Raw genomic sequence first — 14,433 nt, 5'->3', positions numbered from 1 at the left:
AATGTGCCCCGCTCGGTAGCCATGTTGCGGTACCTTCCCGCGCCAGATGCCCTGACGATGCCGCAGGAAGGCATTACGCTGGTTATCAATGACGGATCGGCTGTAACGACCGCGCTCTGCGCCGAATTAGTTGGGAATGGCCATCAGGTCGTTGTGCTGACATTTCCCATCGGAAGTAGTACGTTGCGCCAGTCATTCCCGGCGGGTGTTGTAGAGCAGCAACTTCCGGACAGACAGGCGGAAACGATGCAACAGGCCTTGGGCCAACTTACAGCCCCGGTCAGTCAGTTTATTTATGTACATCCTCGTCTTGCCCGAGTGGATGTGCAGACGTTTGCGCAGGCATCGGAAAAAGACGATCTGAAAACAGCGTTCCTGTTTGCCAAATACCTAAAGCCGTCGCTGAACGCTGACACCTGGCAAACACGGCCAGCTTTCCTTACGGTTACGCAGCAGGACGGTGCGCTGGGCACGGCCAATTCCGGGCAGGATGCAATTTTAGGCGGTGGGGTAACGGGCCTGACCAAATCACTGAATTTAGAATGGCCGGGCGTCTTCTGTCGGTCGGTCGATCTGTCGCCGGAGCTAACGGCAACCGAAGCCGCCGAAAAAATCCGGCAGGAGTTATATGATTCAAACATCTGCCTAACGCAAACCGCTTATAACGCAGTAGGCAAGCGATTCACGCTGGTAGCCGAACCCGTGGACCCAACAAAAGAGCCATTGCTAAACGCCCGAATCAATGAGCGTAGCGTATTTCTGGTAACCGGAGGTGGCCGGGGCATCACGGCCAGTTGCGTCAATCAACTGGCCATTACCTTTCGCTGCACCTTTATTTTGCTAGGCCGCACCGCCCTCCAGCATGCCGAGCCCGACTGGGCAAAAAACCGAAGCGAGTCCACCGATCTAAAACGTCAGGCCATGGAATTCCTGAACGCATCGGGCGCAAAACCACTGCCCCGCCTTGTGGAGCGCCTGGTGAACGAGGTACTCGCTCAACGGGAAATTCGTGCAAATCTGGAGTACCTGAAAACACAGGGAGCCACCGCATTTTACCGATCCGTGGATGTCACAGATCCCGAAGCCATTAAAGCGGTTCTTGACGAGTTACAGCCCCAAACGGGACCCGTTACCGGCCTGATTCACGGCGCGGGTCGGCTGGCCGACAAGCTCATCGAGCATAAAACCGAAGCCGATTTCGATGCCGTCTTTGATGTTAAAGTGCTGGGACTGGCCTCGGTCATGCAGGCCCTGTCGCTGGCCGATCTTCAGCACGTGGTTTTGTTCTCGTCAGTGGCCGGATTTTATGGCAATGTTGGCCAAACCGACTACGCCATGGCCAACGAGGTGCTCAATCGTTTTGCGTATCTATTTCGCAAAAACTACCCGAAGTCACAGGTGGTATCCATCAACTGGGGTGCCTGGGACTCGGGCATGGTGAGTCCTGAACTCAAAAAGATGCTCCTGGCGCATCAGGTTGAGTTTGTACCTTCTCAGGAGGGGCCGCTTGCTCTGGTCGATCAGCTGAGCATTCAGGCGCAGGATCAGGTGCAGATCCTATTGGGTGGAACGCTACCCGTTGCCAAAGCCGTGACCGATGCCCCCCTACGAACGTATACGATTAACCGGACTCTGACGCTGGACGCCAATCCATTTCTAGCCCATCACCACATTCAGGAACACCCCGTATTGCCGATCAACATCGCCAATGTCTGGATGGCACAAACGGCGGATATGCTGTATCCCGGTTTCAAATTGTATCGGGAAGATAATGTGAAATTGTTTAAGGGCATCGTCTTTGACGGCAACCAACCCACCGATTTCCAGATCGTTGTGCAGGAACTCGAAAAGAGCGCGGAACGGGTTCATGTACTGATTTCTGTCAGGAGTCAACGGGGTGGCAAATTGCCCATGCCCCACTACCAGAGCGAGATCGTACTGGTGAGTCAACGGCCAAAGCCACCTATTGAACCTCTGCCGGATATTCGAAACATGGTGCCCGTCATTGCCGATGGATCAGTGCTGTATCGGGATGGCACGCTCTTTCACGGCCCCGATTTTCAGGGCGTTAAGCAAGTGCTTTCTCTGGATGAAACCGGCGCTTTATTGCTGTGCGAACACCCTGGTCTGTCCTGGGAGCGACAGGGCCAGTTCCCGTCCTCGTCCATCAACGGTTTTCTGACCGATAGTATGTATCAGGGGTTGTTGATCTGGGTACGACGGTTTCACAACTGCGCTTGTCTGCCCCTTACAACCGGCTGGGTAGAAATGACGCAGGAACTTCCCTTTGGCCGACCGTTCTACGTCTCGCTTCGGGTGGTCCAGTCCACGGAGTTCAGCATGTCGGCCGATCTCACCGCGTTCGATGCCGTTACGGGTGTGGTTTTCCTGAAAACGCAACGAGCCAGCGTCACCATCAGTCGCACCCTGCAATGGACACTGCCAGAAGAAGTAGCCAGCTAATTCTATGAAACCAGATCAGACAGCCGAAAAAATAGCGATCGTTGGCCTGGGTGCATTGTTTCCCGGTGCCACCTCGCCAGACGAGTTCTGGGCTAATTTACTGGCGAACAAATCCCTGATCAGCGAGGCCACTACCGCCGATTTCGGGGCTGATCCACAGTTATTTTTTAACGAAGCAAAAGGCAAACTGGATAGCTGTTATTCGTTGCGTGGTGGTTTCATCCGGGATTTTCAGTTCGATCCGCAGGGGTACGCACTGGATGCACAGACATTGCTCGATCAGGATCAACAGGCGCACTGGTGCCTGTACGTTGCCCGCGAAGCACTACGAAACAGCGGCTACTGGCAACACGAAAGCCTGAACCGCTGCGGGGTTATCATGGGTAATCTATCCTTCCCCACCCGCCAGTCGCGGCAAATTTTATCCGCTGTTTATGCCGATGTAGCCCAACAGACGCTGGAAACCCTGACGGGCGAATCCATACCGGTACCAAGGCCGTACGCACCTCACTCAACTGATTTACAAAACGCCTTACTCATTAGTACACCTTCGGCATTGATCGCTCAGGCCGCAGGGCTTCAGGGGCCACATTACTCGCTGGATGCTGCCTGTGCTTCCAGCTTGTACGCTGTAAAACTGGCCTGCGACGAGCTACGGGCGGGCAAAGCCGATCTGATGCTGGCCGGGGCCGTTAGTGGGGCCGATCCACTACTTATTCATGTTGGGTTTTCGTATTTCCACGCTTATGCCCAAGCGTCTGAATTGTCGGCTCCATTGGATCAGTACTCGAATGGGCTGACCTCCGCCGAGGGGGCCGGTATGGTTGTTCTGAAACGACTGTCGGATGCGCAACGGGATGGCGATACGATCCATGCGGTTATCGACGGCATTAGCTTATCCAACGATGGAAAAGGGGAGTTTTTATTGGCCCCCAACCCCAAAGGGCAGCGGCTGGCGCTGGAACGAGCCTACAGCCAAACCACCTTCGGGCCGGAAGCGATCGATTATCTGGAATGCCACGCTACCGGAACCCGGCTGGGCGACAAAATCGAGTTGAATAGCATCAGCGATTTTTTCGGCTCATCGGCTCCGCTTATTGGGTCGGTCAAGTCCAATCTGGGGCATGTGCTGACAGCGGCTGGTATGGCCAGTATGTTCAAGGTAATTCTGGCGATGCAACGGGAGGTGATTCCAGCCACCATCGGCATCGAAAACCCGCTCTCATCGGCCGATGGGCAGATTGGTGCCAGTCAACTGGTACGTGAAAACAGACGCTGGCCCCGCAACGGCGATGTTCCCCGCGCGGGCATCAATGCCTTTGGTTTCGGGGGTACCAATGCCCATATGGTTCTGGCGGTTCCGTCACCCAGTGCGCAACCTGAAGCGATGTCAAGCCCGTTGCCACCCATACCTCTGGCCATCGTCGGGATGGATCTGCACATGGGCGACTGCGAGAATCTGGACGACTTTTACCTGTCATTGCTCCTGGGTCGGCAGCATTTCCGGGCTTTACCCGCCGAGCGCTGGAAAGGCATGGATGCTCTGCAAAAAACACGGAACGAAGCCGGATTACCGCCCATCAGCGAGTTGCGGGGTGCCTGGATCGAGGCATTCGACATTGACCTGCTGCGCTTTAAGATCCAGCCCAACGAAGCCGAACGCACTACCCATCAGCAAATTCTGATGCTGAACGTAGCCGACCGGGCCATTCGGGATGCGGGCCTGGACAAGCTGGAAGGGAAGGGGGCCAACGTTGCCGTTATTATCGCGATGGAAACCGAGCTGGAAATTCACCACCGGGCAGGACGCTGGCATATGGGCTGGCAGGTTCGGCAGGCGGTTCAGGACGCAGGACTGACCGTCACGGAATCAGCCCTGGATACCCTGACCGATGGCATCAAAAACGCGATTTTTTCAGACTACGAAGGGCATTCGTTGAGCGAGCATACCGGATTCATTGGCAACATTACCGCCAGCCGAATTTCGTCATTAATGGATTTTACGGGCCCGGCGTTCACGGTTTCGTCCAACGAGAACAGCATGTATAAAGCCCTGAACATTGCCCATAACCTACTGGCCAGTCGCGAGGTAGATGCCGTTGTGCTTGGGGCGGTCGATCTGGGGGGTGGCTTCGAAAGTGTGCTGGCACGACAGGCGGCTCACCCGGTTCATACCGGAGCGGTGTCCATGAGCTGGAACCATAGTACAATCGGCTGGACAATCGGCGAAGGTGCCGGAGCCATTGTTCTGAAACGTGCCGATGATGCCACGACGGATCGGGTATATGCCCGGATCGATGATCTGGCCATTGTGCAGTCGGACTGCGCCAGCCTGCGGGGAACCGCCAGTGCCAAAGCCGTCGACGAAGCCGCCCGGCAGGTACTGAGTCGGCAGCAACTGAGTCCGTCCGACATTGGGTATCTGGAAGTGTCGGGCAGTGGCATTACCGAAGAAGATGGCGCGGAGATAAAGGGGCTTACGCAGGCTTACGGCGGAAATAAGTCGGCATTAACCTGCGCCCTGGGGAGTAGCAAAGCCCATATCGGCCACACCTTTGCGGCATCGGGAATCGCATCGATCATTAAAACGGCGCTGTCTTTATACCATCGTTTTTTACCGGGCGTGCCACATTGGGAAGGCCCGGCCTGGGCAGCCCCCTTTGCCACCTGCCCATTTTACGTGCCCGATGTGTCGCGGCCCTGGATTCCCCAAAAAGGCCAATCTATGCTTCGGGCCGCCATCAGTGGGCTGGCCAGCGACGGCACCAGTGCGCACCTGCTTCTATCGGAAGTGGATCACCCACAAGCCAACCAACCTTCTTCGTATTTACTGCGGGCTGGCGAACGACTCTTTCCCATACAAAGCGCTAGTACCGACGAACTGCTCATGCGCTTAACCGACATCGAAAACCGCCTGCTCACGAAATCGTTCCGGCAACTTTCCGATCAGCTTTGCGCTGCGGTCAGGGCAACGTCTACGCCCGACCAAACGCTGGTACTGGTGGCGTCGTCCGATGAAGACTTACGGCGGGAGGTCCGTTTTTTTCAGGCTACACTTAGTCAGCAACCATCGGCAGCGGAACCGCTTCAAACACCGTCGGGCAGTTATTATACCCCAGCTCCGTTGGGGGATACGGGTAAACTGGCGCTGGTCTACCCCGGTTCGGGCAGCGCCTATGTGGGTATGGGAACCACCATTTTTCAGGCATTCCCTGAATTATATGACCGGCTGAACCAGCAGGGCTACGACCCGGCCGATGCCCTCAGCGCCGACCTATACCCACGAAGCCTTTTCGCTTTAAGCCCGACGCAGAAACAGGAGAAGGAACGGCAGTTTCAAGCCAATGCATCAGCGATGATGCTGGCAGGCTGTACGTTCTCCGGTCTGTTTACGAAGGTACTTGAGGAGTATCTGGCGGTTCAGGCCGACTCCGTGCTGGGATATAGCATGGGCGAAACCAGTGCCATGTGGTATAGCCAGGACATCTGGAGCACAGCCGCCGTCGATACGAACTTTGTGCAGGCACCGCTGTTCCGGGAAAAAGTGGGCGGACGAATGACACTCCTCGCCGAACTCTGGCAACTACCGGAAGCCGAAGCCCGAGCGCGCTGGCGTTCCCGGCTGATTCATCTACCAGCGGGGATAACGGGGTATCCATCGCTGGCTGACTGGTTCCGGCAGGCGGTGGCTCCCGTTGAAGGCCGGGTGTTTCTGACCTTCATCAATACCGATACCGAAATCATTCTGTCTGGCGATGCGTTCGATCTGGATCGCGTGCTGGCTACGCACCAGTTGGCCGGGGTGCCTTTGACTATCAACAATGTGGTGCATCACGATTTTTGCCACCGGGTAGCCAACGACCTGATCGAGATGCACCACCTGCCTATTCAACAGGCATCGGCTAAAACGTTCTATTCCAGCGTAACGGCTCAACCGCTCCCCATCGAGAGCGATGCGCTGGCCACCAATGCGCTGGCGGTTTGTTGCCAACCGGTAGAATGGCCGCGTATTGTTCAGAAACTGGCGGCAGACGGCCACCAACTGTTCATTGAGGTAGGCGCTAATGCGACCTGCTCCCGCTGGATTTCGACCATTCTCGCCGATCAGGACCATGCTGTTTTGCCGATGGATCGCAAGGGGTCGAGTGTGCTGCGGAATCTGACCGGACTGGTAGCCAGACTGCTGGCACATGGCGTACCGGTCAACCTGACGCCTTTTTTCGAACAAGAGTCGACCGAAAAACCCGCGCGCAAAGCCTTGCTAAAAACCTTACATACCGGCGGGCCTCGTTTCGAATCGTTGCTGCTAACGCCCGAGAAACGAGCCTTCTTCGCCCAATACCTGACACGAACCAAGCCCATGCTGGTTACTACTGATCCCATTTTACCAACCACATACACCCAGGTTGCGGATAGCCTGACGAGTACATTGGTACAACTACTAGCCGAACCGATAGCCGATGAAGTGAGGCCGAAACCACGCCCGTTGGCAGAGAATGGGCTCGTTCTACAGGATTATACCGATCCGAACCGACTGAATGACAAGACTAGTATCTGGAACGAGGCCGATCTACTGACGTTCGCCAGTGGCAGAATCCAGGATGTGTTTGGGCCCGAATACGCGCCGATCGACACCTATCGCCGACGGGTGATGCTGCCCATGCCGCCCTATCTGCTGGTGAGCCGGGTAACCAAACTGGATGCCACCCTACACGACTATAAGCCATCCCGCCTGACAACCGAGTATGACATTCCGTACCAGTCGGCTTTTGCCACCGATGGGCAAATACCCTGGGCGGTCGCGGTCGAATCGGGCCAATGCGATTTGTTATTGATCAGCTACCTCGGCATTGATTTCCAGAACAAAGGCGAGTATGTCTACCGACTCCTGGATTGCACCCTCACCTTCACCGATGATCTTCCGTTTGAAGGACAGACCTTACGCTACGATATTTCGATTGACCGTTTTGTGCGGAACGGGAATAACCTGCTCTTCTTTTTCCACTACCGCTGCTACGTCGAAGATCGGCTGGTACTGAAAATGGACGGCGGCTGTGCCGGTTTTTTTAGCAACGAAGACCTGGCACTGGGGCAAGGGGTTGTCTTTAGTCCGCAGGAACTCAGCCAGCGCGCCAACCGGTCCCGGCAGCATTTTACGTCCCTGCTCGACTGCGCCAAATCGTCTTTTTCAACCGACGATCTACTGGCCCTGGTGCGCGGGGATCTGGTCAGTTGTTTTGGCGACAGCTATTTCCCGAACGGGCGTAATCCGTCGCTCCGGTTGCCACCGAACGAAATCCGGATGCTGGATCGGATTACGCATGTTGATCGGCAAGGGGGCAGCGCAGGACTGGGGTTCATTGAAGCCGAGAAAGACCTACAGCCCGACGATTGGTATTTCCCCTGCCATTTTCGCGATGATGAAGTACTGGCAGGCTCGCTTCAGGCCGAAGGCGGTGGTCAGCTTCTGCGCTTTTACCTGCTGCTGCTGGGGATGCAACGGTTGACCAAAGATGCCCGTTTTCAGCCCATCCTCGATTTGCCCCAGAAAGTCCGGTGCCGCAAAGAAGTACCTGCCAAAGCCGGAAAACTCATCTACCAACTGGAGGTTAAGGAAATTGGTCTGGTACCGGGGCCTTACGTCATTGCCGATCTAACGATTCTGTACGAAGGACAGGTGGCCGTGTTTTTCGAGAATCTGGGGCTGCGGCTACAGGAAAAAGATCAGCCCTCGTACCTGAAAAACACCCTACCGCGCCAGGAAGGCATTTACGTAAAATCGGTCGATTACCCTGTTCTCCTGAACGAGTTCCATATCACCCAACTGGCACTGGGGCCAGTTACCAAGTGTTTTGGCGAGGAGTATAGGGTATTCGACGGGCGGGCGTTGTCGCGGCAGCCCAACACGGATCTGCAACTGATTTCCCGGATCGTATCGTCGACGGGCCGGCGGCATGTGTTTGCCAACAAGCCCGTGATGGTGAGCGAGTATGACGTACCCGCCGATGCGTGGTTCTACCGGCAGAATGCGGCTCCGGAGATGCCGTATTCGATTCTGATGGAGATTGCTCTGCAACCCTGCGGTTTCCTGGGTGCTTATCTGGGCAGCACGCTGATTGTGCCCGACAAAGATCTTTTCCTGCGCAACCTCGACGGGGATGGCGATTTACTACGCCCCGTCGATTTACGGGGCAAAACGCTCACCAACCGGGTTTGTCTGGTGAGTCATACATCCCTGAACGGCACCATCCTGCAACGATACACCTTTGAGTTATCTGTCGATGGATCGCCATTTTACCGAGGCAATGCGTCGTTCGGTTGTTTCACCAAAGATGAACTGTCGAATCAGGTTGGGCTGGATCGGGGTGAACACGTAGCGCCCTGGTACGCCACCCAACCCGCCGACCAGTTGAAGAGTCTGTCGTTTAAGCTTGATTCGCTGTTTGGCCGGATGAAGTTGTTTCGCCCGGTCAATCCCGCGTCGCCCCACTTGCATCTGGCCAGCGATCAGCTCAATCTGCTCGATACGGTGATGGTGGTGAAAGAAGGCGGTAATTATGGGAATGGCTACGTGTTTGCCCAGAAGTCGATTCAGCCCCATAACTGGTTTTTCACCTGCCATTTCTACACCGATCCGGTGATGCCCGGCTCCCTGGGTCTGGAATCCATTTTACAGGCCATGCAGGTATTTGTGCTTCAACAGGGGCTGGCCGATGGGTTGTCGGGCGTTTCGTTTCGACAGGCCGCACCACACAAAACCGTCTGGAAGTACCGGGGCCAGATTTTGAGCACTGATCCCGACATGAATCTGGAAATCCATATCAAAACGATTGAGCGAACCAACCAGTCGCTGCGACTAACTGCCGACGCCAGCCTATGGAAAGGCCCGCTCCGTATTTATGCCGTAACAGATCTGGCTCTGCTTGTTAGTTAAAAACTCATTTCCCATGACTGCGACTTTCCCATCCATAGCCTCACCTAAATCAAACGGCATCAGTTACCGTCAGACACCCGTAACCGCCAAATGGTTCGGTGATCCGCGCACGGTTCGGTTCGATCAACCGGGTATTCGCCAATTCCTCGAAACCCTCGGCGAAACCAGCTACTGGGTGCGTGATGCACAGGGGCGAATTGGCGTGACGATGAGCTTTGGCACCAGCGATCCAGACCAGCTTTGTTCGATGGAATTGCTGGCCACGCTCCCGGCCTACCAGCCTGACCAACTCGGCGACCCTTCGTTCCAGCAAGCGTATGGGACCCACTATGCCTATATGGCGGGCGCGATGGCCAATGGCATTGCCTCGGAGGAGCTAGTTATTGCGTTGGGCAAAGCCGGTATGCTGGCGTCGTTCGGGGCCGGGGGGCTGGTTCCGGCCCGTATCGAGCAGGCGATCGACACCATTCAGCAGGCGCTTCCCAACGGACCCTATGCGTTCAACCTGATCCATAGCCCCAGCGAAGAATCCCTCGAACGGAAAGCCGTCGAACTCTATCTTGCCAAAGGCGTTACCGTTATTGAAGCCTCCGCTTTTTTAAGCCTGACCGAGCACGTCGTGCGCTACCGGGCCGCCGGACTTCAGCGCCGTTCCGACGGCACCATTCATGCGGCTAATCGCGTCATTGCCAAGGTCTCGCGGCTCGAAGTGGCTACCCTTTTTCTGAAACCTGCCCCAGCCAGCATCCTACAAAAATTGGTCGCTGCGGGCAGCATCAGTCCAGAGCAGGCTCAGCTGGCATCGATGATACCCATGGCCGACGATATCACCGTTGAAGCCGATTCGGGTGGGCATACGGATAAACGCTCACTGGTTTGTCTGTTACCCGCCGTTCTGAGTTTACGCGATCAGATTCAGGCCGAACAAAACGATGCGTACCCCGTGCGGATTGGCGCGGCTGGCGGTTTAAGTACGCCGGAATCCATTGCAGGTTCCTTCGCGATGGGCGCTGCCTACGTGGTAACGGGGTCAATCAACCAGAGTTGCCGTGAGGCCGGAACCTCCGATCATGTCCGGGCGGTACTGGCGCGCGTCAGCATGACCGATGTGATGATGGCCCCCGCAGCCGATATGTTCGAGATGGGAGTGAAGCTTCAGGTGGCTAAAACGGGAACACTGTTTGGCCTTCGGGCGCAGAAGCTCTACGAGTTGTACAGCGCCTATCCAGGCTGGGAAGCCATTCCGGAAAAAGAGCGGGCTACGCTGGAAAAGAATATACTAGGCGAATCGTTCGACTCGGTCTGGGCGCAATGCCTCACCTTCTTTATGGAGCGGGACCCCGAACAGATCACGCTGGCCAATGATAACCCCAAACGCAAAATGGCACTGGTCTTCCGCTGGTATCTGGGCCTGTCGTCGGTTTGGGCTAATCGGGGCGTGACCGGGCGCGAGCTGGATTACCAGATCTGGTGCGGACCGGCTATGGGTTCATTCAATCAGTGGGTGAAAGGAACCCGACTGGAAGTCTGGGAAAACCGGCGCGTGGCCGATGTTGCCCATCAACTCCTGCACGGGGCCGCCTACCTGAACCGAATTCAGTATCTAAGCATGCTGGGTGTTCAATTGGATGCCAGCTATCGAACTGTACACGTTCAGCCGACTTCAGCAAGGCCCTCATTCGTTTCCTAATCGCCGAAGACTCCTATACTTCAGATGGATTATCAGATCGTCATGAAAGAGCAGTATGAAATCATACCCGATTTAAGCCTGCTCGATACAACTGAACTGGCCCGCTACCAGCGGCTACTCCGCCCGCAGAAACAACTGGAATTTCTGACGGGCCGAACGTTTCTGAAACAGATGCTGGCGGACTGTTTAGGACTCGCCCCCACCGCCATTTCGCTCTCCGTAACCGATACCGGAAAACCGTACTTACCCGCGCTGGCCGAGACGCGATTCCCCTATTTCAACCTGTCTCATTCAGACGGGCATTATCTGGTTGGCTTATCCCGGTTCCCGATTGGCGTCGATATTGAGGCTCCCCGGCCCATCGAGCTTCATCAGGTCCAGCCTTTTCTGTCGACCGATGAGTTTCGGCAATTAGACCTACTCCCTCAGGCCCAGCGTTCGGCTGCCTTTTTCCGGCTCTTCACGACCAAAGAAGCGTTTTTGAAAGCCACGGATATGCGCTGGAAACTGGACGAGATTTCGTTTCACCTGGAAAATCAACACTGGAAACTCAGCGCGCCACACGGCCCCTTCCCCTTCTACCAAACCGACTACCGAGGTTGTTGCGTAGCGGTTTGCCTGGACGCCACATCGACCACCCGCGCCAACTCAGTCAACGGCTCCTCCAGCCATTAACGCCAAAAAACATGTCTTCCTCTACGGTTATCACGCTTAAACCCGCTACTGATCTTACAGCCGATGAGATCGCCGATTGCTATTCGCTGGTGGCCCGAACCGGATTTTTCTTTGAGCCCGGCTATCTGGAATCGGCACATCTGACGCACAATCCCAAGATGGTACTGGCTCATCAAAACGGGCGGTTGGTGGGCTTGCAATCGTATTCGTTGTACCGGTGCAAGACCCCATTTCGACGCCGGGCAATGCCCGTATTATACGGGGGACTGGCTTTTCAGGACACCACAGCAGTTGGGCGCGGTATTGCCCATCAACTATCGGTTAGCTACATGCGGCACACCTTTGGCCCCTTTTGGCCCCTTCGTTCGTATGCGTTCATGCTCCGAACGCCCAACCCTAAGTTGATGCAAATTATGGGGTTACAGCACAAACTCTACCTACCAACCAGTAACGAGCTTACCCAAACCCTGATTCGGTTTGCCAGGGAGTTTGTCCGAAAAGAGCGGGGTATCCGGTATACGATCGATGATCGGCTAGTGGTGCTGACACCGGATGAAGAACGTACGCCAACCGAAATCACCGACCAATGGCCGTTGTTTTATCGGGCATCGCAGGAGTCGTTCAACCAGTTAGCGTTTGATCTAAAGCTGATCGTTCAGGAAGACGGTCGGCAGTACCTGACAGATAATTACCTGCTCGTACTCGGTCGGTCGTCACGTAGTCAACTACTGAAAGCAGTCTGGAAACTGAGTCGGCGGTGGCTGGGCAAGCGGTTGAGTATCGGCTCCCAGCCCCCCTCTCCCAAACCAGGAGAGGGGCCGGGGGTGAGGGCAACGCGGCCAGTTCAGGCGTAATTCATCTCACCCTGTTCTCCATTCTCGCTTTGCCGACCAAAAACGGGAGAAACAGCCAGTTGCGTGTGGTGTCAGTTCCTTAAAACTGACACAATAGGTTTCTCAAAACCTATTGTGTCAGGCTGGCTACTACACTCGGTTTTGAGAAACCTCGCTTGTCAGTTTTAAGAAACTGACATCACTGAACCCATTATTAATTATCCATTACTCATTATCCATTTAAGCAAAGTCATGGCCAGGAAAAAGGTGTTGATTGTTGGGGGAGGTATTTCTGGTCTGACGGTTGCCCATGAGTGCATCCAGCAGGGGTTCGAGGTACATGTGTACGAAAGAAAGAGTCACTGTGGCGGAAAGGCGTTTGGTCTGAAAAATGAGGATGGGCTGCACATCGAGCATTCCATTCGGACCTATGGCGCTGGCTATCACCATTTATTTCACACATTGAAGGCGATTCCTGCTGGCGATGGAAAAACTGTTTTCGATAATCTGACGGCCTTGCCGGGTGTGCTCATGACCTCCCGGCAAGATCCTTCCCGGAATCGTCTCCTGCCCACCACCTATGCTACCCCAAAATTCCGTAAGCTGCTGGTGCTTTTACGTATTCTGCGGAGCTGGCAACTCAACGCGAACGAAGCGATCCAGTTCATTCGCTTATCTATGGATTATGCCCTCAAGAGTGAGGAACGCCGGGCCACCGTTTATGCCGGAAAAAGCTTTGCGGACTATGTAGGTTTATCCACATATTCACAACCTTTTCAACAATTTCTGACGGCTTTCCTCGACATTATTGTAGCCGCGAAGCCCTATGCCGCTGCTGAAGTGATTTTATCACTGATGAACAAAATCATGTTTCCCAACAAGGTAGCCGGACTTTTATCGACCATGAATGTGATGAATGGGCCAACGAATGACCGGTTCATCGATCCCTGGGTAACGCATTTAACGATGCTGGGGGTACAGTTTCACCTGAATAGCTCGCTCGATGACGTTGTCGTTGAAGCGGGGCAGGTTTCGCAGGTTATGATCAACAAAACAGAGGTCAACAAAGCCGATGCTTTTGTGTTGGCGATTCCTTATCAGCACCTCCGTCGGTTAGTGCCTGACCTGCAACTTTCTCAGAAACGCCATCGGGAGTGGAGTTTTAGTTATCAGTTCTATTTGCGGGCTATTCCGACCGATTTACGGATCAATCAGACGTTTACGCTCGTGCTGGATTCGCCCTGGAAGCTGGTGTACCTGATTGAAGCCGAACCCCTCTGGACGAATGTAGACTTCCGGCCTGATGTTCGGGCCATTCTGTCGGTCACGTTATCCAATGTCAACACACCGGGACTACTAACTCCTAAACCCCTGCATCAGTGTACCGACGAGGAAGTACAGGCCGAGCTGCTCCACCAGATTGGGTTTGCATATCCTGACCTTATCGTGGAAGCCCGGCTCGACAAGACGGTGGCCTATATTCCCGAAACAGACTATCAACAGCGTAAAGCGGAGTTTATGGGCTGGGACAGTTTTCCGCCCAACGCGCTAGGCTATCGCTGGCTCACCGAATCCACGCTGTTCATTCCGGAAGCCACCAACGAGTCGCCTATCTCGGTAGAAACCCACCTGCCTAATCTTTTTCTGGCGGGCGAGTTTATCTACACATCCTATCGCACCCCAACCATGGAACAGGCAAATGAGTCGGGCAAAATGTGTGCGGCCAGCCTCTGCCAGTATTTCGGACTTATATATGCGAAAGCGGATCAAAAGCGCCCCGAGCCGCCATTTAAACGAATTCGCCAGATCGATAGATGGCTTCATCGGCAGTAAGTACG

Annotated in this window: 6 protein-coding genes; all 6 read left to right on the top strand. The window is 55.0% G+C overall.

The annotated features are described in order from the left end of the window. The first annotated feature begins 21 nt into the window (after positions 1-21). The 6 genes from EXU85_RS04770 (at position 22) to EXU85_RS04745 (ending at position 14,428) form a co-directional block, all read left to right on the top strand. The gene (locus EXU85_RS04770; protein ID WP_142770972.1) at positions 22-2,463 is read left to right on the top strand and encodes an SDR family NAD(P)-dependent oxidoreductase; all 2,442 of its coding nucleotides are present in this window, start codon (positions 22-24) and stop codon (positions 2,461-2,463) included. A gap of 4 nt (positions 2,464-2,467) precedes the next feature. Further along, complete coding sequence (locus EXU85_RS04765; RefSeq protein WP_142770971.1) at positions 2,468-9,397, top strand: beta-ketoacyl synthase N-terminal-like domain-containing protein; 6,930 nt, start codon at positions 2,468-2,470, stop codon at positions 9,395-9,397. Between the two features lie 13 nt (positions 9,398-9,410). Beyond that, positions 9,411-11,087, top strand: coding sequence for a PfaD family polyunsaturated fatty acid/polyketide biosynthesis protein (locus tag EXU85_RS04760; protein ID WP_142770970.1), 1,677 nt, complete (start codon positions 9,411-9,413; stop codon positions 11,085-11,087). A 24-nt stretch (positions 11,088-11,111) separates the two neighbouring features. Next, a complete protein-coding gene (locus EXU85_RS04755) occupies positions 11,112-11,762 on the top strand; it encodes a 4'-phosphopantetheinyl transferase superfamily protein (RefSeq protein WP_142770969.1) in 651 nt (216 codons plus the stop codon). Between the two features lie 11 nt (positions 11,763-11,773). Then, a complete protein-coding gene (locus tag EXU85_RS04750) occupies positions 11,774-12,616 on the top strand; it encodes a hypothetical protein (protein WP_142770968.1) in 843 nt (280 codons plus the stop codon). Between the two features lie 231 nt (positions 12,617-12,847). Beyond that, positions 12,848-14,428, top strand: a complete 1,581-nt coding sequence (locus EXU85_RS04745; protein WP_142770967.1) for an oleate hydratase — start codon at positions 12,848-12,850, stop codon at positions 14,426-14,428. Positions 14,429-14,433: the final 5 nt, after the last annotated feature.

The organism is Spirosoma sp. KCTC 42546 (assembly GCF_006965485.1).
GTDB lineage: Bacteria > Bacteroidota > Bacteroidia > Cytophagales > Spirosomataceae > Spirosoma.
The sequence above is the reverse complement of the archived record's forward strand: the minus strand, read 5'-3'. Positions and strand labels throughout refer to the sequence as shown.

What these genes read in the sequence shown, in the direction of transcription:
- EXU85_RS04770 (WP_142770972.1), top strand. Translation starts at nt 22, where the DNA reads ATGTTGCGGTACCTTCCCGCGCCAGATGCCCTGACGATGCCGCAGGAA.
- EXU85_RS04765 (WP_142770971.1), top strand. Translation starts at nt 2,468, where the DNA reads ATGAAACCAGATCAGACAGCCGAAAAAATAGCGATCGTTGGCCTGGGT.
- EXU85_RS04760 (WP_142770970.1), top strand. Translation starts at nt 9,411, where the DNA reads ATGACTGCGACTTTCCCATCCATAGCCTCACCTAAATCAAACGGCATC.
- EXU85_RS04755 (WP_142770969.1), top strand. Translation starts at nt 11,112, where the DNA reads ATGGATTATCAGATCGTCATGAAAGAGCAGTATGAAATCATACCCGAT.
- EXU85_RS04750 (WP_142770968.1), top strand. Translation starts at nt 11,774, where the DNA reads ATGTCTTCCTCTACGGTTATCACGCTTAAACCCGCTACTGATCTTACA.
- EXU85_RS04745 (WP_142770967.1), top strand. Translation starts at nt 12,848, where the DNA reads ATGGCCAGGAAAAAGGTGTTGATTGTTGGGGGAGGTATTTCTGGTCTG.